This window comes from Enterococcus sp. 2G9_DIV0600 (assembly GCF_002140615.1).
In the GTDB taxonomy this organism is placed as follows: domain Bacteria; phylum Bacillota; class Bacilli; order Lactobacillales; family Enterococcaceae; genus Enterococcus_D; species Enterococcus_D innesii.
Genome location: NZ_NGLL01000001.1, coordinates 300818 through 324760, shown reverse-complemented (window position 1 = coordinate 324760; position 23943 = coordinate 300818). Strand labels below are relative to the sequence as shown.

General features: G+C 44.5%; 26 protein-coding genes and 1 other RNA gene. 10 read left to right on the top strand and 17 right to left on the bottom strand.

The window, feature by feature from the left end; genetic code table 11:
- The first annotated feature begins 89 nt into the window (after positions 1-89).
- The 4 genes from A5870_RS01575 to A5870_RS01560 all read left to right on the top strand — a co-directional run bounded on the left by A5870_RS01575 (position 90) and on the right by A5870_RS01560 (position 2649).
- On the top strand, positions 90-1367 hold the full coding sequence (locus A5870_RS01575; protein ID WP_077452338.1) for a replication-associated recombination protein A: 1278 nt from the start codon (positions 90-92) through the stop codon (positions 1365-1367).
- A gap of 85 nt (positions 1368-1452) precedes the next feature.
- Positions 1453-1647: non-coding RNA, 6S RNA (gene ssrS, locus A5870_RS01570), on the top strand.
- 167 nt (positions 1648-1814) lie between these two features.
- A complete protein-coding gene (locus A5870_RS01565; RefSeq protein WP_005233435.1) occupies positions 1815-2105 on the top strand; it encodes a hypothetical protein in 291 nt (96 codons plus the stop codon).
- A 64-nt stretch (positions 2106-2169) separates the two neighbouring features.
- Complete coding sequence (locus A5870_RS01560) at positions 2170-2649, top strand: universal stress protein (RefSeq protein ID WP_086291598.1); 480 nt, start codon at positions 2170-2172, stop codon at positions 2647-2649.
- Between the two features lie 283 nt (positions 2650-2932).
- Here A5870_RS01560 and A5870_RS01555 read toward each other — a convergent pair whose 3' ends face one another.
- The gene (locus A5870_RS01555; protein ID WP_086291597.1) at positions 2933-4513 is read right to left on the bottom strand and encodes an ABC transporter; all 1581 of its coding nucleotides are present in this window, start codon (positions 4511-4513) and stop codon (positions 2933-2935) included.
- Positions 4514-5269 (bottom strand): ABC transporter ATP-binding protein, encoded by a 756-nt coding sequence (locus tag A5870_RS01550; RefSeq protein ID WP_005227750.1) that lies wholly within the window; start codon positions 5267-5269, stop codon positions 4514-4516. It lies immediately after the preceding gene.
- A 270-nt stretch (positions 5270-5539) separates the two neighbouring features.
- Between A5870_RS01550 and A5870_RS01545 the strand changes: the two genes are divergently transcribed.
- The 3 genes from A5870_RS01545 to abc-f all read left to right on the top strand — a co-directional run bounded on the left by A5870_RS01545 (position 5540) and on the right by abc-f (position 9437).
- The gene (locus A5870_RS01545; RefSeq protein WP_086291596.1) at positions 5540-7540 is read left to right on the top strand and encodes a KUP/HAK/KT family potassium transporter; all 2001 of its coding nucleotides are present in this window, start codon (positions 5540-5542) and stop codon (positions 7538-7540) included.
- An 80-nt stretch (positions 7541-7620) separates the two neighbouring features.
- Positions 7621-7749 (top strand): hypothetical protein, encoded by a 129-nt coding sequence (locus A5870_RS17515; RefSeq protein ID WP_005233423.1) that lies wholly within the window; start codon positions 7621-7623, stop codon positions 7747-7749.
- Between the two features lie 104 nt (positions 7750-7853).
- Positions 7854-9437 carry a ribosomal protection-like ABC-F family protein gene (abc-f, locus tag A5870_RS01540; protein ID WP_086291595.1) on the top strand — a complete coding sequence of 528 codons (1584 nt, stop codon included), beginning with the start codon at positions 7854-7856 and terminating at the stop codon, positions 9435-9437.
- A 95-nt stretch (positions 9438-9532) separates the two neighbouring features.
- Here abc-f and A5870_RS01535 read toward each other — a convergent pair whose 3' ends face one another.
- The 15 genes from A5870_RS01535 to A5870_RS01465 form a co-directional block, all read right to left on the bottom strand.
- Entirely contained in the window at positions 9533-10993 is a 1461-nt protein-coding gene (locus A5870_RS01535) for a peptide MFS transporter (RefSeq protein ID WP_081117826.1), read from the bottom strand.
- A 356-nt stretch (positions 10994-11349) separates the two neighbouring features.
- Entirely contained in the window at positions 11350-12534 is a 1185-nt protein-coding gene (locus A5870_RS01530) for an acetate/propionate family kinase (protein ID WP_005233419.1), read from the bottom strand.
- A gap of 24 nt (positions 12535-12558) precedes the next feature.
- The gene (locus tag A5870_RS01525) at positions 12559-13563 is read right to left on the bottom strand and encodes a class I SAM-dependent methyltransferase (protein ID WP_086291594.1); all 1005 of its coding nucleotides are present in this window, start codon (positions 13561-13563) and stop codon (positions 12559-12561) included.
- Positions 13564-13730: 167 nt separating this feature from the next.
- A complete protein-coding gene (comGG, locus tag A5870_RS01520; protein ID WP_226818255.1) occupies positions 13731-14051 on the bottom strand; it encodes a competence type IV pilus minor pilin ComGG in 321 nt (106 codons plus the stop codon).
- 13 nt (positions 14052-14064) lie between these two features.
- Positions 14065-14490: a competence type IV pilus minor pilin ComGF gene (gene comGF, locus A5870_RS01515; protein ID WP_077452346.1), complete on the bottom strand. Its 426-nt coding sequence runs from the start codon at positions 14488-14490 to the stop codon at positions 14065-14067.
- Positions 14480-14794, bottom strand: coding sequence for a hypothetical protein (locus tag A5870_RS01510; protein ID WP_077452347.1), 315 nt, complete (start codon positions 14792-14794; stop codon positions 14480-14482). The genes comGF and A5870_RS01510 overlap by 11 nt, the downstream gene beginning before the upstream one ends.
- Positions 14775-15239 carry a competence type IV pilus minor pilin ComGD gene (gene comGD, locus A5870_RS01505; protein WP_081117829.1) on the bottom strand — a complete coding sequence of 155 codons (465 nt, stop codon included), beginning with the start codon at positions 15237-15239 and terminating at the stop codon, positions 14775-14777. The genes A5870_RS01510 and comGD overlap by 20 nt, the downstream gene beginning before the upstream one ends.
- Positions 15223-15528 carry a competence type IV pilus major pilin ComGC gene (gene comGC / locus A5870_RS01500; RefSeq protein WP_077452349.1) on the bottom strand — a complete coding sequence of 102 codons (306 nt, stop codon included), beginning with the start codon at positions 15526-15528 and terminating at the stop codon, positions 15223-15225. Before comGC ends, comGD begins: the two co-directional genes overlap by 17 nt.
- The gene (comGB, locus tag A5870_RS01495) at positions 15525-16553 is read right to left on the bottom strand and encodes a competence type IV pilus assembly protein ComGB (protein ID WP_086291593.1); all 1029 of its coding nucleotides are present in this window, start codon (positions 16551-16553) and stop codon (positions 15525-15527) included. Before comGB ends, comGC begins: the two co-directional genes overlap by 4 nt.
- The gene (gene comGA / locus A5870_RS01490) at positions 16507-17469 is read right to left on the bottom strand and encodes a competence type IV pilus ATPase ComGA (protein WP_086291592.1); all 963 of its coding nucleotides are present in this window, start codon (positions 17467-17469) and stop codon (positions 16507-16509) included. Before comGA ends, comGB begins: the two co-directional genes overlap by 47 nt.
- 87 nt (positions 17470-17556) lie before the next feature.
- Positions 17557-18213 (bottom strand): tRNA (guanosine(46)-N7)-methyltransferase TrmB, encoded by a 657-nt coding sequence (gene trmB / locus A5870_RS01485; protein WP_077452352.1) that lies wholly within the window; start codon positions 18211-18213, stop codon positions 17557-17559.
- Between the two features lie 57 nt (positions 18214-18270).
- Positions 18271-19050 carry a phosphotransferase family protein gene (locus A5870_RS01480; protein WP_077452353.1) on the bottom strand — a complete coding sequence of 260 codons (780 nt, stop codon included), beginning with the start codon at positions 19048-19050 and terminating at the stop codon, positions 18271-18273.
- 104 nt (positions 19051-19154) lie between these two features.
- A complete protein-coding gene (locus tag A5870_RS01475) occupies positions 19155-20366 on the bottom strand; it encodes an ABC transporter permease (RefSeq protein ID WP_086291591.1) in 1212 nt (403 codons plus the stop codon).
- Complete coding sequence (locus tag A5870_RS01470; protein ID WP_077452355.1) at positions 20363-21097, bottom strand: ABC transporter ATP-binding protein; 735 nt, start codon at positions 21095-21097, stop codon at positions 20363-20365. The genes A5870_RS01475 and A5870_RS01470 overlap by 4 nt, the downstream gene beginning before the upstream one ends.
- A gap of 84 nt (positions 21098-21181) precedes the next feature.
- Positions 21182-21661, bottom strand: a complete 480-nt coding sequence (locus A5870_RS01465; RefSeq protein WP_086291590.1) for a hypothetical protein — start codon at positions 21659-21661, stop codon at positions 21182-21184.
- A gap of 212 nt (positions 21662-21873) precedes the next feature.
- On the opposite strand from A5870_RS01465, the gene A5870_RS01455 reads away from it, so the two are divergent.
- The 3 genes from A5870_RS01455 (at position 21874) to A5870_RS01445 (ending at position 23825) form a co-directional block, all read left to right on the top strand.
- On the top strand, positions 21874-22299 hold the full coding sequence (locus A5870_RS01455) for an HIT family protein (RefSeq protein ID WP_005227719.1): 426 nt from the start codon (positions 21874-21876) through the stop codon (positions 22297-22299).
- A complete protein-coding gene (locus A5870_RS01450; protein ID WP_077452358.1) occupies positions 22300-22674 on the top strand; it encodes a YtxH domain-containing protein in 375 nt (124 codons plus the stop codon).
- A gap of 116 nt (positions 22675-22790) precedes the next feature.
- Complete coding sequence (locus A5870_RS01445) at positions 22791-23825, top strand: peptidylprolyl isomerase (protein ID WP_077452359.1); 1035 nt, start codon at positions 22791-22793, stop codon at positions 23823-23825.
- The last annotated feature ends 118 nt before the right edge of the window (positions 23826-23943 follow it).

Sequence of the window (23943 nt, the reverse complement as noted above, 5' to 3'; positions counted from 1 at the left end):
CCTTTTGTTTCCGTAAGGGCGCAAATCAGCTTGTTTATGAGAATGTACGTTCTTATGTTATACTTACAGGAAAAGGAGAGGATCGTTTTATGCAGCAGCCACTTGCTTATCGAATGCGGCCACGGAACTTAGATGAAGTCGTCGGACAGCAGCATTTGGTTGGCCCGGGGAAAATCATTCGCCGAATGGTCGAAGCCAAAATGCTTTCTTCGATGATCCTATACGGACCGCCGGGAACCGGAAAAACCAGCATTGCCAGTGCGATCGCCGGCTCGACACGCTATGCGTTTCGCATGCTGAACGCCGCCACAGATACAAAAAAAGACCTGCAAATCGTGGCAGAGGAAGCCAAAATGAGCGGTACTGTCATTTTATTGCTGGATGAAGTCCATCGACTAGACAAAACAAAACAAGATTTTTTACTGCCCCATTTAGAAAGCGGCAAGATCATTATGATCGGTGCCACGACGGAAAATCCCTACATTACGATCAATCCAGCGATTCGCAGTCGGACACAGATTTTTGAAGTCAAACCGCTCCAAGAAGAAGATATTTTGACTGCCATTGATCAAGCCTTAGCAGATGAAACTCGCGGACTTGGATCAGAAACCATCGTATTGACCGATGATGCCCGCTTGCATCTCTCGCGAGCGACCAACGGTGATTTACGAAGTGCGCTAAATGGCTTAGAACTCGCTGCCCGTTCCACACCAAAAGGACCAGACGGCATTATTCATTTGACCTTAGAAATCATCGAAGAGTGCGTACAGCGTAAAGCATTGACCCACGATAAAGATGGGGATGCGCACTATGATGTGATCTCTGCTTTTCAAAAATCGATTCGTGGCAGTGATGTGGATGGTGCGCTGCATTACTTAGGTCGTTTAGTAGAGGCAGGCGATCTGGCGATCATTTGTCGGCGCTTGATGGTCATCGGCTATGAAGACATCGGTTTAGCTAACCCAGCAGCCGCTGCTCGAACCGTCAATGCTGTGTTAGCCGCTGAACGTTTGGGCTTACCGGAAGCTCGGATTCCGTTAGCCGATACAGTGGTCGATCTATGTCTGTCACCCAAATCCAACTCTGCCTACATGGCATTGGATGCAGCGATCGCAGATATTCGCAGCGGCAAAGCTGGCGATGTCCCGGATCATTTACGAGACAGTCATTACAAAGGTGCCGAAAGCTTGAATCGGGGTGTTGGCTATCAATACCCGCATAATTTTGATGATGCCTGGGTCGATCAGCAATACTTACCTGATAAGCTGAAAAATACTCATTATTACCAACCAAAAGCCACCGGTAAATATGAGCAAGCACTAGGCCAACGGTATCAACAATTGCAGCAGCGAAAGAAAAAAAACTAGGTGCTTAGGAAAAATAGCAACTTTTTGGTATCGTTTTCAAACAACTTTATTGCACCTTCGTCATTCCTATGCTACTATAAGGGTGGGAATTCTGTGATGTACGAGTTGTCCCTTTTGTGTGTTGACCGAACATTTTTATTGATATCTTGGGATCCGTCTTGTGTCAATGCTGGTAACATGCCTTTTCCTTTGGTAGTTCGAAGCTTAGACCGTGGAACCCACCTGCTAGAATTTGCGGGATCAATACTATGGGAAAAAGAACGGCATCAACGGATATTACCCATTCTTTTTAGAATGTGCCATCTGTTTTTAACAGATGGCTTTTTTGCGTTTTCTAGCCGATAGAAACCATGCAACGTCCTTCTCCGATATCAAAGTAAAGGTGGCTTTTGCTATTCTTTCTAGGGTTCGCTATACTAAACCTATCAACTTAGGACAGGATGGCGTATGTTTATGATTCTTCTATTATTTACGATCGTGGCACTCGTATTATTCGGCACCAGTTATTTGCTTTATGCCAAACAAGCGATTTTTTTCACTTTGATCCCTACCACCGAGGCGAATAAGGTCTTCTTAAAAACCTATAGCCTCATTCATTTCCTTTTAGGCGTGGTGGCATTGGTTGTGGGCTTTGTCGATAGGGAGCTGATTGCCTTGTTTTATTTGGCTTTGCTGCTGCTCTCTTCCGCATCTTTCAGCATCTTGCTGGCACAAAAAATGAAAAAAAAGGAAGATTAGGTTTTCTTTTTCCAGAAAAAAGCATTACAATAAAAGTAGAAGATAACAGATGGGAGTGTTTCTTATGTTACAACAATATCAACGAATCATGGTAGCCGTCGATGGGTCCAGCGAGTCCGAATTAGCCTTCAAAAAAGCCGTGAACGTGGCACAGCGGAATGATTCTGAATTAGTTTTAGCACATGTGATCGACACTCGGGCCTTTCAAACCGTTTCTTCTTTTGACGGCATGCTTGCTGAGCAAGCAACCGAAATGGCCAAACAAACCTTGAAAGACTATGAGGATTATGCCCGCAAACACCAAGTAACTGCTGTCAAAACAGTGATCGAATATGGCTCGCCAAAACCGATCATTGCCAAACAATTGCCCGAAGATCACGACATCGATTTGATTATGATCGGTGCCACTGGGCTAAATGCGGTTGAACGAATCTTTATCGGTTCTGTGTCTGAGTATGTCATTCGCCATGCTGGCTGTGATGTGTTAGTCGTACGGACAGATCTAGAAAACAAAATCCCAGAAAAAGACCACACCAAAGCTTGATAGTGAGACGACCTGCCGACGAACGGCAGGTTTTTTTGTACAAAAAAAACCGTGACAAAAGCAAAAGAGGCAACGAGCACTTAGGTCTCATTGGTCTTTTTGCCTTTGGTCACAGCTCTTTGACAAGTCGGTTATCCAAACTTGTACAGCAAAAAATGAAAGCAAAGTAATAGGTACTCCTATCTAACCATGTTTCCTTTTGATTGTAAATAGTTTTTCTGAATTTTCTGAATAAATAGTCAATTTACCCGTCGTTTAATAAAAAAGCAAAGCGTCGTTTCCCTTAGGAAAAACGACGCCAAAATCTGTATTGATAATGGGCTATCCAGAGGCCGCTGGTCAAGAGGATCACGAAGAAAACCGGACCATTCAATAACCAAAAATCAACCGAAGTCGCAGCAAAGCCGTAAAGGATGATAACAATGATGGAAAGAAACAGCGTTGCGATCGTTCCAATGGCTAACCCAAGACTCCCCGCCCCTCTCGTAAATAATTGACTGATATTGGTCCAATCTAAAAGCAGCAATCGATAATCACGAGCAAAATATTTCAAGCACAAAAGAAAACTGCTCCAAAGTGCCCCGATTAGAAAAGAGACAGCCAAAATCAGCGGCATTTTGAACAGAAGGACTGCTGCCAGCACGATGACTGCCGTTAAGCTCAGCTGCAAAACGACACCAAAGCGGAATTTTTCCCGCAAGTAGCGCTTCATCGATAGCGGCAAGGAGCGGACAAACAAGAAATTCTCCTGATCCAGTGAGATCAAATTACTGATAAAAGAAGTCGGGTTGACCATCAATGCTGCCAAGGCGATCCCCGCCACAAAAACGACACCGATAAACCGCTCATCCAATTCACTTAACTGAATCGCTCCTGTAAACACAAAGGACACTAAGAAAATGATGGGCATCAGCAACGAAGAAGAAAAGACTTGCATGATCAAATTCGGATCTCGGATCAACTGCGAATTGTAATTAAACAACAGCTGTCCCAAGCCTTGATTGGGTTTATGCTTCCGACGAACACTCCCTTGGTTGGGCGCCGCGGCTGCCACTTGCTCATAAAACTTCGGCAAGATCAATCGATAGAGGGCAAAAAGCAGCACGCCTGCTGTGGCGATGATCCCTAGCAAGCTAAGCAAACCATTCGTTTGAAACGGTGCCACCATCACATAATAAAAGGGCAATAAAAAGCTGATCGCTCCCCGATCTACCACGTCTGTCTCATAAGTATTCACCTGATTCATCATTAAGACCCCGATCACAACAACCAGCATCGTCACGCCTAGCAATAAACTAGTGACCAATTTTTTATGCTTCAAGAAAAACTTGGTCCGCGTCAGGCTGAAGACGATCAAGCTGCAAATGCTGAAGATCAAGACTAAAAACAAGCCGAACAGCAAAAACGCCCATAAGATCATCAGCAAGAAAAAGACGTTTGCCCGAATCCCTGTCAGGAGAAATAAGACCAACAGAGGAAAAATAAACGGCGCAACGGTGAGAAATACCACCACGATTTTTGCCAGAAAAATTTCACTCTGTCGAAAGGGCAGCGGCAAATACGCTGGCAGGTCTTGACTCTCGAAAAAGACATTGTAAATAGACGAAATCCCTTGGGAAAAGCCTAAGATCCCGAACAAAGCGACATAAGCGGTAAAAAAGCCCGGCATCTGACTAAAATCCAATGTGATCATCGTCAACCCATAGACTAGCAGAAACACTACCCCAGAAAGCGCATATTGAAACAACAAATAATTGGTCAAGGTCGAACCAGCCTTGCCTTTTTTGCGGGCTTTGTCTGTTAGTTGGGGATTGGCATACCGCAAATTAACGGAGGTCAGCGTCAGAAATTGTTGTTTTCGCATCTACGCTTCCTCCGCTTCTGCAAGAATCGCTTCTTCTTGACTTCTCCCAGTCATTTGCAGATAGATCGTTTCCAAAGAAAGCGACGGATGCTGTGCCAGCAAATCTGCCACTGAGCCATTGTACAGTAGCTCGCCTTTTTTCAAAATCGCCAATTGATCACACAACTGCTGGGCGGTGTCCAAGACATGGGTGGAAAAAATCACGGTCTTGCCCTTGGCAGCGTGCTGTTTCATCATTTCTTTTAAATCATACGCCGCTTGGGGATCTAAGCCTTGTAATGGTTCATCCAAGATCCAAATGTCTGGATCGGGGATCAATGCCCCAATCAGCAGTGTTTTTTGCCGCATTCCATGGGAAAAGCTGGCGATGGTCTCTTCTTCATGAGACAGCATATCAAACAAGCGCCCTAATTTTTGCAAACGCTCAGCCTTTTCCGCTGCTGGCACCTCATACGCTGCGGCAATCAAGTCCCAATACTCCCCTGCTGTTAGCTGTAAAAACAAATCTGGTGTGTCCGGCACATAAGCAATTTGTTTTTTTATCGCTTCCCGATGTTCCACGAGGGATTGACCATCAAAATAGATTTCTCCACTTGTTGGCTGCAAAATACTCACTAAGCTTTTGATCGTGGTCGACTTCCCTGCTCCGTTGTGTCCCAGAAAGCCAAAGATCTCCCCTTGACGGATCGTCAGGGAAAGATCAGACAACGCTTTTTTTGGTCCATACTGTTTCGTCAGATTCTTGATCTCAATCATTTTCCTGCCTCCTTATTCCATACCTATTGTTATCTTACGCTGAAAAGCAGGAAATGAAAAATGTTTATTGCCATTTTTAACAAATCAATTGACAGGAGCTGTAAAAACAAAGATAATAAGAGCACTTTAGGGGAGTAGCACATGGATCGTTCCATGATCTTAGATCAACAGCAAGCGGGAATCCGCTGGTTTAAGATGTTTCTTGCAAGACCTAAGTGGCAAGGGGCCGCTTAGGTCTTTTTGCAGTTTAAAATGGAGGGAAAACAGTCAATGAGTTCAAGCAAAATGAAAAAAGTGACCGCCGGCGGACTTTTAGTCGCCATGGGGGTGGTCTACGGTGATATTGGTACGAGCCCACTTTACGTAATGAAAGCCTTGGTGGAGGACAATGGCGGACTACGCACCTTAACACCTGATTTTATCTTAGGCAGCGTCTCGCTCGTCTTTTGGACGCTGACCTTGTTAACGACGATCAAGTACGTCTTGATCGCATTAAACGCGGATAACCATGGAGAAGGCGGGATTTTCTCCCTTTATACCTTAGTTCGTAAAAACAGCCGCTATTTGATTATTCCAGCAATCATCGGGGGCGCAGCCCTGCTAGCAGATGGCGTGTTGACGCCGGCCGTGACGGTGACCACTGCCATCGAAGGATTACGAGGGATTCCAGTCTTTTTTGATCGCTTCGGCAATGACCAATCGATCATCGTCGGCATCACCTTAGCAATCTTATTGGTCCTCTTTGCCCTGCAGCGCTTTGGGACTGAGTTTGTCGGCAAAGCCTTCGGACCGATCATGCTAGGCTGGTTTACCTTCTTAGGCATCGTCGGGGTGATGAACTTTGCCGGTGACCTTTCGGTGATTCGCGCCCTTGATCCCCGGTATGCAATCAATCTGCTCTTTAGTCCCGATAACAGTTCCGGGCTCTTTATTCTCGGCAATATCTTTTTGGCAACGACTGGTGCAGAAGCCCTCTACTCGGACTTAGGTCACGTGGGTAAGAAAAACATTTATGCCAGCTGGCCCTATATCAAAATCTGCTTGATGCTGAATTACTTTGGTCAAGCGGCGTGGTTGCTGCAAGTCTATCAAAACCCGACTTATCAAGAAATCGAAAACTTGAATCCATTTTTCCAAGCGTTGCCGCAAGGATGGACAGTCTTTGGTGTCAGCTTTGCCACCCTCGCTGCCATCATTGCTTCGCAAGCCCTGCTGTCTGGCTCCTTTACCTTGGTTTCTGAAGCCATCAAGTTGAAACTATTGCCGCGGATGCAAATCATCTATCCGGGGGCGTCTATCGGGCAAATGTATATTCCTGCCTTGAACACCTTGCTGTGGATCGCCTGTTCTGGCGTGGTCTTATTCTTCAGGACTTCTACGCATATGGAAGCCGCTTATGGATTGGCCATTACGGTAACGATGTTGATGACCACTGTTTTGCTCTATTTCTACTTGCACCAAAACAAGAAGACTCGTTTCTTGGCACCGTTCATCACGCTCTTTTTTGCAGCGATCGAAGGCATTTTCTTTATCTCTAGTGCGACCAAATTTTTCCACGGCGGTTACGTTGCCATCTTACTAGCCTGCCTAATCATCGGCGTGATGCTGATTTGGGAATGGGGCAATCGTATTCAAGAAAATGCTGCCGAAGAAGTTGCACTTTCTACCTACATCCCTCAATTGAAACAGTTGCGGGAAGATGATTCTTTGCCATTATCTCAGACGAATGTCGTCTTCATGGTTCCTAAACTGCAAGACGATCAGATCGGTCAGCAGTTCATCTATTCCATTTTAGACAAACGGCCGAAGCGTGCCAAAGTGTATTGGTTCGTCAATGTGGAAGTCACCGATGAACCCTATACGAAAAAATATGAAGTTTCGATGGCAGATACCGATTTTATCGTTAAACTAAAGCTTTATCTCGGCTTTCGGGTGCCGCAAGAAGTCAATCTCTACATTCGCCAAATCATTCAAGAATTGATGAAAGATGGTCGCTTGCCGCTGCAGCCGCAACGCTACTCCTTAACGCCTGGACGCAATGTGGGTGATTTCCAATTCGTGATGATCGAAGAAGAGCTGTCGAATGCAACGGCATTAAGCAAATGGCAGAAGCAAGTCATGCAGACGAAGCTTTTTATCAAACGCCATACCATTTCACCTGAACGCTGGTTCGGCTTAGAATACAGTGATGTGGTTCATGAGACCGTTCCATTGGTCATCGGTCAGATGAAAGAAAGCTCTCTGACAGAATTACGCATCGAGGAACGCTAAGAAACCGCCAGTCCTGGTTGAACTTTCTGATACTTTCAGGTACACTGAAAAGACAAAGACACAAAGGAGGGAAAACGACCATGATGCGCATGACTAAAATAACAAGTAATGAAAATTACCAACGATACCATATCGCATTTAGCCATGCAATTGGTTTTACAGTTGCTGTTGACGGGACGAGTCTGTCCAAAACAGTGAAATTTACGTAAAATCAATGGCCATCTCAAGGTATTTTTCTCGAAAGAATCTGAGTTTAAATAACACTGGCCATGGATAACCATGGCCTTTTTGAGTGGTCTCAAGGAGAGAGATCATGATCATACAAGCAATTGCTATTAAAAAAACCATCGGCGGGAATCCGTTATTTGAGGAGTTATCCTGCCAAATCGAAGCTGGGGAAAAAATTGCCCTAGTCGGCATCAACGGAACGGGCAAATCAACCTTTTTACAAATCTTGACTGGCGCTGAAGGCGTCGATAGCGGCGTTATCAGCCGCCAAAAAGGCTTAAGGATCGGGACGGTCGAGCAAGAGCTGACCGTTTCTGAAGCAACCGTTATCCACTACCTGCTCCATTCTGCTGCTAACATTCAAGAACTCAAACAACAAATGAGTCATTACGAAGCCTTGATGGCAGAACCCAATACTGATTTAGAGAAATGTCTGATCCGTTATGGCGAGTTGCAGCAGCGCTTTGAAGAGTTGGGCGGTTATGGATTAGAAGACCGAATTTCCGCGATCTTACAAGGCTTAGGAATTCCCCATCGACAGGACGCACGGCTAACAGAGCTTAGCGGTGGCGAACGGGTCAAAGTCGCTTTAGCCAAAGTGCTAGTTGCCGATGCTGACTTGCTGTTACTGGATGAACCAACCAATCACTTGGATCTTTCAAGTATCCGCTGGTTGGAAAATTATTTACAGAATACGAAAAAAGCGATCCTAGTCGTTTCTCACGATCGGCACTTTCTTGATCAAGTCACCACCAAGACCTGGGAACTGGAAGAAGGCGCCTTGATTGAGTATCCCGGGAACTACAGCCGGTTTCGTGTCTTGAAAGAAGCTCGCTTGGCGGAGCTGACCAAAAACTACGAACTGCAGCAAAAAGAGGTCCAGCGACTGAAAGTCATGATTCGGCGATTTCGTCAGTGGGCCAATGAAGGAGACAATGAGGCCTTCTTCAAAAAAGCCAAAGAATTGGAGCGCCGCCTAGCGAAACTAACCCTGGTCAAACCGCCAGCGCCCCCGAAAAATCGGCTGCAAGGCTTGGCAAATGGCGGAAAATCGGGCAAAGAGGTGTTCATCGTTCGCGACTTGCACCAGCAATATGCCGATCAGCTCCTATTCAAAGACAGCAGTTTTGCGGTCTACCGTGGGGAGCATCTAGCGATCATCGGCGACAATGGTACCGGAAAATCAACCTTACTCAAGTTACTCCTCGGTGAGGAAATTCCCAGTGGCGGCACCATCAAGCGCGGCAGCAGCTTACAAATCGGCTATTTGCCCCAGCAACTGCAGTTTGCCGCCCCCGAGAGCCGTTTGTTGGCCTACGTACAGACGTTGACAGGAAACGAAGAAACGGCTCGCCGACAATTAGCTAAAAGCGGTTTTTATCAAAGTGATGTGGCCAAACGAATCAAAGATTTATCTGGTGGTGAAAAAATCCGTTTGGCGTTACTGAAACTCTTTTTAGAAAAAATCAACGTCCTGATTTTGGATGAACCAACCAATCACCTCGACAGCTATGCCCGAGAAGAAATTGAAGAAATGTTGCAAGAATATCAAGGGACCCTGCTGGCAGTCAGCCATGACCGCTACTTTTTACAGCAGCACTTCCAAGAAGCCTTAGTTATTGAACAGCAGCAGATCACGCGCCAATCTCTGAGTCCCTTAATTGACTAAGACATTGATTTGCAACAAAAAAACTTGATTTTCCTACCGTATGCATGGGTTGTTCAATCCATGCATAGGCGGAAAATCAAGTTTTTATTTTTTGATCAATGAATGTTGCCGATCAAGTTGCGGATCGGTTTTCTAGCTAAATACAAGATGATGCCGACAACAACGGCTACTCCGCCGACGATGCCATAGTACATCCCTTCTGTTTGCGGTGTGTAGAACCGAGCGATTTGCGCATTGATGGCTTGTGAAGACGCGTCTGCTAACAACCAAATCGCCAAGGTTTGTGCTTCGAAGGCTTTCGGCGCAAGTTTGGTCGTCACCGACAAGCCCACCGGTGAAAGACACATTTCCCCAGCAATCATAATGAAGAAGCTCAATACTAACCATAATGGGCTGACCCGTTCTTCTACTCCAAACAAAAGGCTTGGCAGCATCAATAAGAGAAAAGACAAACCGGCTAAGACTAAACCGATGGCAAACTTCACTTCTGTCCGCGGTTGACGAGAACCTAGTTTGGTCCACAACCAAACAAAGACAGGTGTCAGTAAGACAACAAAAAGTGGATTTAAGGTTTGATACAAACTTGCTGGAATATTGATGCCGAATAACGTTGATTGCGTACGGTCAGCGGCAAACAATGCCAAGATCGATGAGCCTTGTTCTTCTAAGGACCAAAAGACGATCGCTGACAAAAACAGCGGAATGTAGGCCAATACTTTTTTCTTTTCATCTGGTGTGACATCTTTCGAACGCAACATTTTGGTAAAGTAGTAGATTGGTAAGAAAATACCTAGAACACTGATAAAGTTGATGAAGAAATCAACCGTCAGATGCCCCGTTGCAGCTGCTGCGCCAAACAACACTGCCAATGCGAGAAGAACCAGAACGACTGCTCGGAAGAAGGTTTTCTTTTCGGCTGCCGATAAAGGATTCGTTGGCGCGATCGCTACACTTTTCAACGTGGTTTTTCCTTGCACATAATACTGCACCAAACCGATAAACATCCCGATAGCAGCAACGGAAAAGCCTAAGTGGTAGTTAACTTCTTGTCCTAAGATCCCAACGATGATCGGTGCTAACAAGCCGCCGATATTGATCCCCATATAGAAAATCGAGAAACCAGCATCCCGACGGATATCGTCTTTGCTGTACAAATGCCCCACCATACCCGATACGTTGGATTTCAAGAGTCCGGTTCCGATGACGATCAGCATCATGGACACAAACAACGCTGGAATCCCTAAAGGTGTTGCCAAGACGATGTGTCCTAACATGATCAAGATCCCACCATAAAAAACGGATTTATTTGATCCTAAAAGACGGTCCGAGATCCAACCGCCAACAATGCTTGACATATACACTAAGGAACCGTAAATCGACATGATCGCCACAGCCGTTCCTTTTGGCAACCCTAAGCCGCCGTTGGCAACTGCATCGTACATGAAGTACACCAAAATCGCCCGCATACCATAGTAACTGAATCGTTCCCACATTTCCGTGAAGAATAACGTCGACAGCCCACGCGGCTGACCTAAAAATGTTTTTTCTTTTTCCATATGAATGGCCCCTTATAAAAATTAGTGAAAATAAAATAGCGGAATTTTTCTGAAAATTCACAAATGCCAGTTTATTCCCATTTGGCAACTTTTACAAGGGTATTTCCCTGAGAACATCCTGTAAAAAAGGAGGGAAATTTAAATTCAAATGAAAGTAAAATGAGAAGCCTTCTAAATAAGTCCAGTATGAACCACTTTTCATATGTATAATTATTAAATATTCTGTTTAAAAAATTAGAAACTGGTCTTCACCAATTTTTACCTCTGACACCATTTTTGGGATTTTCCTACAAAAAAGCACATGCAAGTATTTCCTCTTGCATATGCTTCCTCTTCTATTTAAGGATTGCTTTGGCTTAGCCGCGTAAACGTTCCACATCGCGAGCGATCATTAATTCTTCATCTGTTGGGATCAAAAGCACTTTGACTTTTGACTCTTCAGTTGAGATCACTAATTCTTCGCCGCGTTTTGCATTTTGATCGGCATCTAATTCGCAACCAAACCAAGTCATGCCTTTGATGACTTCGCTACGGACGTGGGCATCATTTTCACCGATACCAGCAGTAAAGACGATCGCGTCAACGCCATTCATGGTTGTGACATAGCCACCGATGTATTTACGGATGCGGTCAGTAAAGACGTCATAAGCAACTTTGACTTCTTCTTTGTCGTAGTTTGCTTCTAGATCGCGCATGTCGCTGGAAATACCAGTTAAGCCTAATAAACCAGATTTTTTGTTTAAAACATCCACCATTTCATCGATATTCAAATCTAATTTTTCCATTAAGTAAGGCAAAACAGCAGGATCGATGTCACCTGAACGTGTGCCCATCGTTACACCAGCTAATGGCGTGAATCCCATTGATGTATCTACTGATTTTCCGCCGTCAACCGCAGTGATCGACGCACCGTTCCCTAGATGGCAAGTAATGATTTTTAATTCTTCGATTGGTTTGCCTAACATTTCTGCTGCACGCTCAGAAACATAACGGTGGCTTGTACCGTGGAAGCCGTATTTACGTACTTTAAATTCGTTATAGTACTCTAATGGCAAGCTGTATAGGTAATTGTGTTTTGGCATCGTTGCATGGAAAGAAGTATCAAAAACAGCGACACTGATGATTTCTGGCAAGATTTTTTTGAAAGCAGTAATCCCCATCAAGTTTGCTGGGTTGTGTAATGGCGCAAATTCAGCCAATGCTTGGATGCGTTCCATCACTTCGTCTGTGATCACAACTGAATCAGGGAAATCTTCTCCGCCGTGAACGACGCGGTGACCGACGCCAGTGATTTCATCATAGGCACCTAAAATGTTTAATTCGATCAGTTGATCCAATAACATTTTTACAGCTACTTCGTGATCGTTGATGTCGATGATTTGTTCGAATTTTTGATCTTCCCCATATTTGATGGTAAAGATAGAATCTTTCAAACCGATTCGTTCAACGATTCCTTTAGCGACAACTGTTTCCTCTGGCATTTGATATAATTGCCATTTTAAACTTGAACTTCCAGCATTGATTGCGATTGTTTTTGACATGATGATCTCCTTATCCGAATTATATTACAGATTTGCTGCTTTCCAAGCCGCAAATTGTTCAAAAAGTTTTGTGATGTTCTTTGGTTCTTTCAGTGAGGCTAGCTTGACCAGCAAGACTTCGTCTGCTTGTTTGCTTATCCCTCCATGGTTTTGTAAAAGCAAAATACTTTTACGTGAATGTTCATTTTTAAAGAGTTCTTCAGGAAGCTGAATCATTCCTTGCAAATAAACCTTTTCTTTCAGCCATTTTTTCAAAAATTCACTCTGTTCTGTTTCCAAGAAGTTGCTTGGTACCAAGAACAAACCGTACCCACCTGCTTTGACATAGTTCATCGCTTGTTCCATCAGCAAATGATGGGCGTAACTGTGTCCTTCAGGAGCCGCTGTAATGAAACTTTGGGCTTTTTCATCTTGTGGGTAATAGCCCACCGGTAGATCGCTGATTGCCAGATCCATTGGTTCGATCAATAGCTCTTGTAAGCCATCTTGATGGAACAAATGCAAAGGCGCTTTGGTCCATTCCCCCGTTGCAGCTGCGATCGCCAACAAGGTTTCGTCAATATCCACACCGGTTCCTTCTACTGGCCGCTTGGCTAATTGTAGATTCAGCAAGACTGTCAATAAGAGATTCCCCATGCCTACCGATAAATCCAGAAGTTTCACTGGTTGATCGGCACTGCTTAGTTGCTCGATCAGATAAACGAATAAAAACCCAAGACTATCTGGTGTCAGTTGGTGATTGGCCTGCAAGCGCTCCGTTTGGCTGCCTTTGAGCAAAACCAACTGCGCAAGCTTGCGTTTTTCTTCTGCCGATAGTTCCATTGCTCGAATTTCTTGATAGATGGTTTCTAAACGAGCAGCAGTTGCTTCATCAGGTACCCCATCGATCACACGAACTTGGTATTGATCAACAAAATTTTCGATCGTCTCTACGTAAGCATCAAAAAAAGACGTTTCCAATGCGTTTTGAAGCAATTGGATCGCTTCAACGGTCAAATGAAAAGACGTTTCCATTTTTTCTGCGGACATCTTGCACCTCTTTTCAAAACTATAACAACATATATACCTGTTTAATTTTAGCCGATTCATCCAAAATAATCAATCGCTTTCGTTTAGAATAATTTGTGAAGCTGTAAACATTCTTTTTCTATTTCTGTATGAAAAAGGATGGTCGAAACAACCATCCTTTCCCTGTACTATTCCTCTTGGTCTTCTGTGTCTATTTCAGGCTGTTCTTCGGGTAACAAAAAGGTAAATGTAAAGCGGCGGCTTTTGACATGGCACTCGATCTGTAAGACCTGTCCTTGCCGTTCATAGGTCAACTTTCCCACATTATAAAGACGTGACCCTTGATCAGCCATTTCGTTTTGCAAGAATTCCGCATGGAACAGTTCACTCATGATGCGAGCTTCATAAGTTTCAATGGTTTTTGTATAAAAAAGTGCCGTTGTCCGACTATTTTCTAACACCAGTAATAGCATCAAACTCATCAGCTGTACAAACAATAGTGCTGTCAATAAAATACCGCCCTTATGCCGCCTCTTGTGTGTGTATTTTCCATTGCCCAATTTTTTGCTCTCCATTCTCAAAGGAAACGGTAAAGCGGATCGCTGCGCCAATTTTCTCAAAAGACACATCCGCTACTTCTGTCAATAGTGGTTGATAGCCATTGTTGTCCCGTTTCCGCAGCACGCGATTGATGCGATCGATCGTTACCGAATTGTTTTGACTGCTTCGCAAATATAGCGTCGTCTCGCTGACTGATAGATAGGTACAGGTACTTAATTCCCGTTCCAGCTGAAGCAAAAACACATGCCACTCTTGATCTTTGCGAGCCATGATCTGCTGATTGACCGGTGCCAGGTGCTTGACGATCCCACTGATCATCAATAAGCAAATCGCCAATACCCATAAAGACAACAGGCACTCCCACAAAGTAAAGCCTTTACTCTTCATACAAAATCTCCCAGAGCTGTTCGCCACTTTGGATGCGTGCCTGTTGATGCTGCGCTGCTTGCCAAAAGCGAACTTGATAGACCGCCTGACGCTGCGTCGTGTAGGTGATGGCTGAAGAATCAAAGGAATGGTTCTGGACTTCTTCATACAGCACCCTCATCATCTGGGCTTTTTCCTGCAATGCCGCACTTTGAGCAAGTACAGCAGCCTGCATCACTAAAAACAATAAGATACACGTTGCTAACACCCCAAACCCCATCAGGCTTTCGGCCAAGATATACCCGCTATTCAACGATTTTTTCATAACGGCCACTCCCAAATAAAAACTTATAGCTGATGGTTTGCTTTTTCTCCTGCCAATAAAAAACGATCTTTCGCAGACTGCTGTTGTTGCCAGATTGACTACTGAACAGGATGTCGGGAAACGCCTGCACCTCTAGCTGTGAAGGAACTTCAATCTTCGTTACCGGCTCAGTTGCAGCGCCATAAAATGAAACAGTTGGCGTTGGCTCTGCTTGATAGACGGCCCGGGTTTGTGTGTTGTCGATGATGGCCGTTTGCTGTAAAGTGTAGAGCCCTTTTTCTAAGCGAGCACAAAAGCCTAAGACTTCGGCAGATTGCTGATAGTATTCAATGGCCACAATAGGAAAAAAGAGAAACATACTACTGACAAGAAGGACCAAAAGGCTTTCTATTAAGGTAAACCCAGCAAAAGAGCGCCATTGACAATCCTCAGTTCCCCTGCTCATAAATCGCATATTGTTCCTCAGATACATACCCTTCAGCAATCAATTCTTCTCTCGAAGGCTCCCGATTTTCATTCAGACGGAAGAGTTCGATCTGGGTTTCCACTACTTTCACGATCGCCGCATTTCCTTTCTCATCAATGATTCCTCTTTGACTGGCAAGATTTGGGACAAACAATAAAACCAAAATACTGATCACTAATAAAACGACTAGCATTTCAACCAATGTAAAGCCTTTTTTGACACGCCAAATCCCCTGCTTGCGAGGAGATGCTACTTTCTTTTCTATCATTCGATCACTCCTTGGATATTTCCATAGATTGGTAAAAACATAGCGGCATAGATCCCAACGATCATCAAAGCAACTAATAAAAAAATCAAGGGCTGAATCCAGTGGATGGCTTTTTCAATCCGCTGAAACAAGCGTTCCATCAATAATTGACTGTATAGAAAAAGTTCTTCTCCTAACTTCCCCTGCACCTCTCCTTGAAAGACGATCAAAGAAAATTCTGGTGTGAGAAACGAAAAACGCCGAAGTTTTTCTGGGAGTTGTCCACCCAACGTCAAGGTTACTCGCAGCTCCCGTGCTAATTCTTGGATCAAGGTAGCTTTATTGGTATGCTCCATACACTCAATGATCTGTTGGATATCTAACCCTTGCTGAAACAACTTGCCCCATTCCAATGCGAAAAAACTCGTGTGATAACTCGTGTACAATGCTCCGAACAATGGCAGGCGGCTGAAAAACACAGCTTTTTGCAAGGCAGTGCGGCGGGCAAACACCCAGCGGCTGATCATAAAAAGCAGCCCACTGAACAACAAGAAGAGGATAAGTACTGCGGGTGCCCAAGTGATGGCGCGAATGCCCCAATGACCTTCGTCGATCATGCCAGAGGCTAACAATTGGGGCAATAAAAAGCGGTGCATCCCAAAAAGCGCAGCTAGTAAAAAGACCAGTAACAAAAGCGGATAGGCAGCTACTTTGTACAGCAGCTGTTTTTGCTTGTTGACCAATGTGTGGTAGTCGACCATCCGCCGCAAGGTCGCCGTGAGATCCCCATGCCTTTCTGCTAAATGAAGCTGACTTTTTTCAGTAGCTGATAACGACAACGGCGCTACCGCTGCTGCAAAGCTTTGCCCTTGGGCAAGATGGACAATCAGCTGTTCGATCACAGGTTCAGAAAACTGGCGGCTGCGCAGCAGCACTTGGAGGCTTTCTTGTAGGGAAAAGCCACTCTCCAATAACACCGTGAAGGTGACTAAGAGGGCTTCAGTTGCACGGCGTGGTAGCTGGGGCTTCTTTTTCATAAACTTCATCGCTGATCCACCCACTTTCTTTCACTCGGTTTAGTACGTGTTGCCACTGTTTTTCCACTTGCCCCTCATAAAAGTGATACGCCAGCAATCCATGAGGTTCATTCGCTTCATTTGGCAGCAATCGCTGATAAATGATCCCTTGCAGCGCATGTGCCAGACGATCGTCTGTCCCGAGCAATTCCAGCAGCCGCGTCTTGGTTTCTGCTACACCTCGGGCATGGATCGTGGCAAATACTCGGTGACCTGTCAGAGCGGCTCGAACAGCGGCTTGCGCCGTTTCTTTGTTACGGATCTCGCCAATCAAAAGCAGGTCCGGACGATGCCGCAAAGACAAGCGAATCAATTCATCATAATCTTGCCCGATCTTCAAATTAGTTTGTAGCTGCAAAAAGCGCGGCTCTTCGATCTCGACGGGATCTTCAATGGTAATGACTTGCCCCTTGGTTGCCCGTGCTAACTGATACATGAGGGTCGACTTTCCTGAGCCAGTGGGGCCTGAAAACAAATACAGCCCTCTTTGTTTGGTCCCCTGCTGGATCTGCTGGACATCTTCTGCAAAGAAATAGCGCAGATGCTCCTGAGTCAAGGGATAAAGAAACCGCATCACGAGACTTTCACGCCCTTGGTAGTCACCGACTGTTGAGATGCGCAGCCGCTGCAGCTGATGATCTATCGGATAACTGACTGCGCCTAACTGAGCTTTACGTCGCTCTCCCACCTCCATTCCTCCTAAAAATTTGAAGCGAGTGATCAGCTGTTGGGCTTCTTCATTCGTCAACACTTGATAGGACTCTCTGAGATAGCTTTTGCTGAAAATCACCTCCATCTGTGAACCGCTAGGCAAAATGGCCAGATCCTGCATGCGTTCTTGTCTTCCATAAAGAATCAACTCGTCTGAGAATGCTTGAATATCCACGACTTATCCCTCCTAAAAAGAAATACGCAAACGCTTTGAGAATAGAAAAAAAGATGAAGCAAATTTGCTTCATCTTTCATCATTCGTTTATTTCTGTGGTTCTTTTGCCACAAATTGGGCTTCCACCCGATAGATTCGCTGACCGCGACTTGAGAATTTTTCTTCATATTCCGTCATGATATTATTCTCAAAGGTACTGTTATGCAGGTCCAACCAAACTTGTTTGATGATCATGCCATATTGAGAAAAGCTCGCTAAGGAATACTCAAACAATCCTTGGTTGTCCGTTTTGAAATGGATCTCGCCATTGGGCCGTAAAATTTGCTCGTCCACCGCTAAAAAGGCTTTGGAAGTCAAACGGCGCTTCTCATGCTTCTTCTTAGGCCATGGATCAGAAAAATTCAAGTAGATCTGGTCTACTTCATTGTCCGCAAAATAGTTGGTCAAAGCCGAACCATCCACATGCAGCAGTTGCAAGTTTGGGATCTCCTGCTCGATCATTTTATCCAATGCGATCGAAACGACACTGATCTGCATCTCTACCCCAATATAATTGATCTCGGGATGAGCTTTCGCCATTTCTGTAATAAATTGGCCTTTTCCCATGCCGATTTCGATGTGTAGCGGATGATCATTGCCAAAGCGTTCATGCCAACGCCCTTTCCATTCGGTAGGCTCTGCAACGACGTATTGTGGATGAGCTTCAATCAGCTCTTTTGCACCTGCACGTTTTCTTACTCTCATGTTTCTTCCTTTCCGAAAAAACAAGATGGAACCAAATTGCCTCGCTCCATCTTCTCTTCATTCACTATAAATTCGTTTTAATTGTAAAATCTCTGCATTCATGGCTTTGTAATCGCCCCGCAGATAATATTTTTTGACCTCTTGCAGCATACTCAACAATGCATACCAATAAATCTTTTCGATCACTTCGCTGCTGCTATGGATACCATAGCGCACCAGCCAATGAGACCAGCTGGATAGCGGCACATAGTGACCTAAAATAGTCCCGATATCGATTGCTGGATCTGCAAACATCACGGAATCCCAATCGACTAAATATAAATAATTTTGACAAACTAGCCAATTTCGATAATTGACATCGCCATGGACGACCGCGGCTTTTTGCTCGTCAAAAGCTGGAATATTAGCTTTTAAATACTCGGTGACCAAATGAATAAAACCGTTTTGGGCGACCGCAGAAGGTAGCTGATCCTGATAATCCATCAGCATCTGTTCAGGCGATCTGACTTGTCCCCCTATTTTACTTAGCATCTGTGCTAGTGTTTTTGAATGATGCAAGTGATACAACACATCAATGACGTCATTTCTTTGGCCGATTTCATCGGGATCTAAGACCCGTCCATCCAGCCATTCTTGTGCGGAGAGCGTATCGCCATTTCCCGTCCGTTTCGTCCAGACGAGTTTGGGTGCAATGCCCTCTTTAGAGAGTGCCGCAAGCATCGGGGTCGTATTTCGTTTGATAAAGACTTTGTCGTTGTCCTTGAGCCCGATATAGGCTTTCCCGGTGTCGCCTTTGATCGGCCGCATACGCCAATCTTGATCCAAGCGAATATCCATCCTAGCTTCTCTCCTTATTTCGCAGTACCTCTTATTCTAGCTTCCTAAAGGGTCGCCGTCAAGCGCATATGCGTTCGCTTTTTGTAAGAGAAGCCACTTGTGGATCAAGCATGCATTTTCTTTAATCGCCCTGGTAAATAGATGCCTAAAAAGAGACCCGCAAACCCTAAGAAGCCAAGAAACGCGATACCGCCTTGCCAAACAAAAGGCAAGCGCAAGCAACAGATCACGCCGAAAAGAACTGCGGTCACCAGTAAGAGTGCCCCAAGAATTTTTTTGATCGCTGCGGCTTTTTGTTTTTCTGGCACGGGATACAGATGGGTCAAAACCATGTATTGAAATTCATTGATCAAAGGAATCAGTTGGAAACCGATCAGATAAAGAAACAAGCAGCCAATCAGCAGACTGATCCAAAGCTCATCGACAAAGAACAAGACGAACCCACCAATCAAGGATAAGCGGACATAAAGGCCGCCGTATTGCCCACCACGAATCACTCGGCGCAAGTAAAGATAGAGATACGTATTGCTTTGGGCTGGTTTGATCTTTGCCAGCAACCAGTCGAGGTATTTGCGCCGTTTGGCTTCCGTCGTGATTTGGGGAACATCTGTAAATAAGTTGATAAACCGATAGATCCGCATTAAGCGTGACTGTTCGGCTTGGATCATATAGTCCCAATCTAAAAGCTGACGATTAGATTTCACGCCAAAGAGGAACCAGATTGCTTGGAGGATGCTGATCACCAAGCCTAGCCAAGGTACTACATAAATACTAGCAAGTGCAGCAACTAGCGCACTGACCAACCAGATGCCTCGCTGCTGTTTGACTTGCTGCTGGGTTTCTTGATACAAACGGGTCCGTTGTAGTGAAAGATCCCCCAGTTTTAAGAGCCACATCATCCCTAAAAAGTATGGGAATGAGGCAAAGGTGCTGTTTGCTGTGACCACGACCAAAGGCATTGTTGCCCCTACGGTTAAAAATAAAACCCCAAAGGGCAGCCAGAGGGAATAACGTAACGCTTGGCTGAGGTAACTTGTCATTTGTCCTTCCTTGGCTAAAAGAAAAATCAAGTCTGCCGGTTTTGTCAATGTCGCTAAGCGTCCTAACGGTAAAACAAATAACCAAACAGCCACCACGATGACGCCGCCTAAGGGAAACGGCCGCGGCAATGTTTTTAATAACTCCGAATAGTAAAGACCGAGGCCTCCGACTAAAAAGGTGCTGATCAAAGCAAAATGATCATTGAAGACATAGCGCAAATAGCGTGTCATCTGTTTTTGATACCGCTGTAAGCGTTGCGAGAAAAACTGCTTCATGCTTGACTCTCCTTTGTCAGTGCGAGGTACAGATCATCAAGGGAGGCTTCCGGTGCTTGAAATTGGCTTCTTAGTTGCGCCAAGGTCCCTTGTGCGCGGATCTCACCGTTATGCAGTAGAATGAATTTATCACAATACTTCTCTGCGGTTGCTAAAATGTGGGTGGACATCAAAATCGATGCTCCAGTTTGTTTCATCTCATTCATCAGTTCCAATAATGCATTGATCGCTAAAGGATCCAATCCTAAGAAGGGTTCGTCGATGATGTAAACGCTTGGTTCAATCAAAAAGGCACAGAGCACCATGACTTTTTGTTTCATTCCTTTTGAAAAATTTGCTGGGAACCAATCGAGTTTGTTTTCTAAACGAAACGTTTTTAACAAGCGTTCTGCTCGCTTCATGGCTTCTCCTTGCGGAAGATCGTAGGCCATCGCCGTCACTTCGATGTGCTCTCTTAAGGTCAATTCTTCATATAAAGAAGGGGTTTCAGGGATATACCCGATTTGTTTGCGGTATTGCTCTGGGTTTTCTTTCAGGGTCAGGCCATCGATCGTGATGGTGCCGCTGTGAGGTTGCAGTAACCCGATGATCTCTTTGATCGTCGTACTCTTTCCTGCCCCGTTCAAGCCGATCAAGCCGACGAGTTCCCCATCGCCGATCGTAAAATCAATATTTTTTAAGACTGGCAGTTGATTATAGCCGCCTGTCACGTTTGCTACTTGTAAAGTCATTTTCTTCCTCCGATTCACCTAATTACGACACTTTTTCAACGTAGGCTCTTTTTGTTCAATTCAGTCAGCTGGCAAAACAGTTATTTATTTTTCTTTATTCGTAACTTGCAAGATAAATTCGTTTTCTCCCACTGTAATGGGGTCTTGCGGCAGTTCTTGGCTGCCAAAGCGCTCTTGCCACGTTTGTGCTTCGCTGGCTGGAAAGACGACCATTTGGATCGCACCAGCAGCAAGACGGGTGGTAAATGCTTGGACAGCGGCTGGTTCAGCATAAGAAACCAGACTGATCCTCAGCTCTTCTTTTTGATACCCTTGGTCAATCGCCCATGCTTCAACGGCTTCTTCCAATTCACTTTGCACCGCAGGGTCCATTGCTGTTTCAGTGACAATGGCGGCATTGACTACTTCTTCTTGCGGACGTGTCAGAGAATAAGTGATTGAAACAGCAAACACCACAAACAGCGTGATCGCGATCAACCACTCTTTATAGGCATAGGCTAAGTAGCGAAGCTTCGCTGAAGTCGTTGTTTTTTTCTGTAAGGTTTCTCTAATGATCGGTTTCATAGGTTCCTTCTTTCCAAATGATTTCTGATATTAAGTCTAGGGTTGTTGGAATCTAAATGCAAGCGTTTCTCGCTCGCTTTTCGCATTTCTTTAAAAAAGCGCCTTTGTTGAAGGAACAGTTGCCTTGTTCCGACTTTTTCAAAGAGGAAATCAGACGAAAAAAAGCAAAATATGGTAAAGTAGAGGTACTAGATCAAGGAGGTTTTTTTACAATGGAAAATTGTATTTTTTGTAAAATCAACAATCGTGAGATTCCTAGCTACAAAGTCTACGAGGATGAGCAAGTCTATGCCTTTTTAGATATTTCCCAAGTCACCCCGGGTCATACATTGGTGATCCCCAAAACTCATGTGACGGATATTTTTGAGTACGATGAAACGTTGGCAGCAGCGGTTTTTGCCCGCATTCCTAAGATTGCTCGAGCGATCGAAAAAGCATTCCCTGAGATCGAAGGCTTAAATATCATCAACAACAATAAAGAATTGGCGTACCAATCGGTCTTTCATTCCCATGTCCATTTGATTCCTCGTTACAGCAAAGACGATGATTTCAAGATCCATTTTGGCAATCACGCAGACAACTACACGGGGGAAGAACTAGCGGCAATCGCCGAAAAAATTGGAAAGCAGGTGGATTAAATGATCGGCAATTTTCTTAAAGGACTATTATTCGGTTCCATCGCCGGCGGCTTAGGTGGTTTGCTTTTTGCACCGAAAAGCGGCAATGAAACTCGTGAAGAATTGATTCGCTATTTAGATGACACGACAGAAGCGACCTTAGAATTCAATGACAGCGTTAAACAGCTAAAGGATGCTGTGATGGTGACCCGCAAAACGATCGACGAAACCATCCCCGTTGTGACCGAATCTTTTACGAAAGATCTGGAAGCCTTCAAATTCCAAGCGCAACCGCGCCTTGCTCGGATCAAAACCCAAATGGAGCAGTTGAATCAGCACATCACGACGATTCAAGCCCAAAGCGCAGAGGATACCAAACAAATTGAAAATTTGTAGTTTTTATGAATTTTGTTTGAAACATCCACTGTTTTCTTCCCAACCATTTCTAGAAGTGGTATAGTAGGTGCAGTGATTATTATGAATCTTTTTTAGAATTAGGAGTGCTTAAACGAATGAAGAAAAAATTAATTTTAGTAGCAGTCAGTGCAATGAGTCTTTTTGCATTAGCGGCTTGTGGTAATTCAAGTGAGGAAATCGCAACAATGAAGGGCGGTAAAATCACTGTTCAAGATTTTTATGACCAAGCAAAAACAAGTTCAGAAAACCAAAATGCGTTGCGTCAAATGATCGTCTTAAAAGTCTTTACTGAAAAATATGGTGATGATGTTACCGAAGACATGATCGATGAGCAATTCAACAATATGGCTGAACAATACGGTGGGAATGATTCCTTTGAATCAACCTTGACTGCCTCTGGTTATACGGTGAAGTCTTACCGGGCAGAATTGAAGCAACAACTTGCTTTACGTGAAGGCTTAAAAGCCAACATGGATATTACTGACGAAGACATGAAAACAGCATGGGATTCTTTCCACCCAGAGGTAGAGGCACAAATCATCAAAGTAGCAAGTGAAGATGATGCCAAAGATGTCTTAGAAGAAGTGAAAAAAGATGATGCTGATTTTGGTGAAATTGCCAAAGAAAAATCAACCGATGCAGCCACAAAAGAAGATGGCGGAACGATTAAATTCGATTCTACTTCATCAGCTGTACCGAATGAAGTAAAAACAGCCGCTTTTGACTTAAAAGATGGTGAAATCTCTGAAGTGATCTCTGCCACCAACACATCAACTTACACGACAGAATACTACATCGTGAAAATGGTGAAAAACCAAGACAAAGGCAACGACATGGATAAATACAAAGATGATTTGACTGAGATCGCTCAAAACACCTTATTGAATGATCAAACATTCGTGGCAGCAACGATCGGTCAAGAATTGCAAGCAGCCAACGTGAAAATGAAAGACTCTGATTTAGCAGACTTGCTTTCTGATTACATCACAGCGGCCGAAACAGAAGATTCAACCGCTGACTCTTCTGCAACCGATGCAACGGACAGCTCAGCAGCAGATTCTTCTGCTACTGATGCAACCGATGATTCTACTGCAACGAGTGAAAGTGCTACAGATTCTTCTGCTGAATAAACGAAAAAAGAAGTGCCGTCATAGCGGTGCTTCTTTTTTTGTACCGATTAGCTTTCTATCTACGATTCAAATTTTTCCAGCAGCTAACAAAAACCACGCTAAGCAAGCCTAGCGTGGT

Coding starts and splice junctions, on each gene's coding strand:
- A5870_RS01575 (WP_077452338.1), top strand. CDS start 90: ATGCAGCAGCCACTTGCTTATCGAATGCGGCCACGGAACTTAGATGAA.
- A5870_RS01565 (WP_005233435.1), top strand. CDS start 1,815: ATGTTTATGATTCTTCTATTATTTACGATCGTGGCACTCGTATTATTC.
- A5870_RS01560 (WP_086291598.1), top strand. CDS start 2,170: ATGTTACAACAATATCAACGAATCATGGTAGCCGTCGATGGGTCCAGC.
- A5870_RS01555 (WP_086291597.1), bottom strand. CDS start 4,513: ATGCGAAAACAACAATTTCTGACGCTGACCTCCGTTAATTTGCGGTAT.
- A5870_RS01550 (WP_005227750.1), bottom strand. CDS start 5,269: ATGATTGAGATCAAGAATCTGACGAAACAGTATGGACCAAAAAAAGCG.
- A5870_RS01545 (WP_086291596.1), top strand. CDS start 5,540: ATGAGTTCAAGCAAAATGAAAAAAGTGACCGCCGGCGGACTTTTAGTC.
- A5870_RS17515 (WP_005233423.1), top strand. CDS start 7,621: ATGATGCGCATGACTAAAATAACAAGTAATGAAAATTACCAACGATAC.
- abc-f (WP_086291595.1), top strand. CDS start 7,854: ATGATCATACAAGCAATTGCTATTAAAAAAACCATCGGCGGGAATCCG.
- A5870_RS01535 (WP_081117826.1), bottom strand. CDS start 10,993: ATGGAAAAAGAAAAAACATTTTTAGGTCAGCCGCGTGGGCTGTCGACG.
- A5870_RS01530 (WP_005233419.1), bottom strand. CDS start 12,534: ATGTCAAAAACAATCGCAATCAATGCTGGAAGTTCAAGTTTAAAATGG.
- A5870_RS01525 (WP_086291594.1), bottom strand. CDS start 13,563: ATGTCCGCAGAAAAAATGGAAACGTCTTTTCATTTGACCGTTGAAGCG.
- comGF (WP_077452346.1), bottom strand. CDS start 14,490: ATGAAGAGTAAAGGCTTTACTTTGTGGGAGTGCCTGTTGTCTTTATGG.
- A5870_RS01510 (WP_077452347.1), bottom strand. CDS start 14,794: ATGAAAAAATCGTTGAATAGCGGGTATATCTTGGCCGAAAGCCTGATG.
- comGD (WP_081117829.1), bottom strand. CDS start 15,239: ATGAGCAGGGGAACTGAGGATTGTCAATGGCGCTCTTTTGCTGGGTTT.
- comGC (WP_077452349.1), bottom strand. CDS start 15,528: ATGATAGAAAAGAAAGTAGCATCTCCTCGCAAGCAGGGGATTTGGCGT.
- comGB (WP_086291593.1), bottom strand. CDS start 16,553: ATGAAGTTTATGAAAAAGAAGCCCCAGCTACCACGCCGTGCAACTGAA.
- trmB (WP_077452352.1), bottom strand. CDS start 18,213: ATGAGAGTAAGAAAACGTGCAGGTGCAAAAGAGCTGATTGAAGCTCAT.
- A5870_RS01480 (WP_077452353.1), bottom strand. CDS start 19,050: ATGGATATTCGCTTGGATCAAGATTGGCGTATGCGGCCGATCAAAGGC.
- A5870_RS01475 (WP_086291591.1), bottom strand. CDS start 20,366: ATGAAGCAGTTTTTCTCGCAACGCTTACAGCGGTATCAAAAACAGATG.
- A5870_RS01470 (WP_077452355.1), bottom strand. CDS start 21,097: ATGACTTTACAAGTAGCAAACGTGACAGGCGGCTATAATCAACTGCCA.
- A5870_RS01465 (WP_086291590.1), bottom strand. CDS start 21,661: ATGAAACCGATCATTAGAGAAACCTTACAGAAAAAAACAACGACTTCA.
- A5870_RS01455 (WP_005227719.1), top strand. CDS start 21,874: ATGGAAAATTGTATTTTTTGTAAAATCAACAATCGTGAGATTCCTAGC.
- A5870_RS01450 (WP_077452358.1), top strand. CDS start 22,300: ATGATCGGCAATTTTCTTAAAGGACTATTATTCGGTTCCATCGCCGGC.
- A5870_RS01445 (WP_077452359.1), top strand. CDS start 22,791: ATGAAGAAAAAATTAATTTTAGTAGCAGTCAGTGCAATGAGTCTTTTT.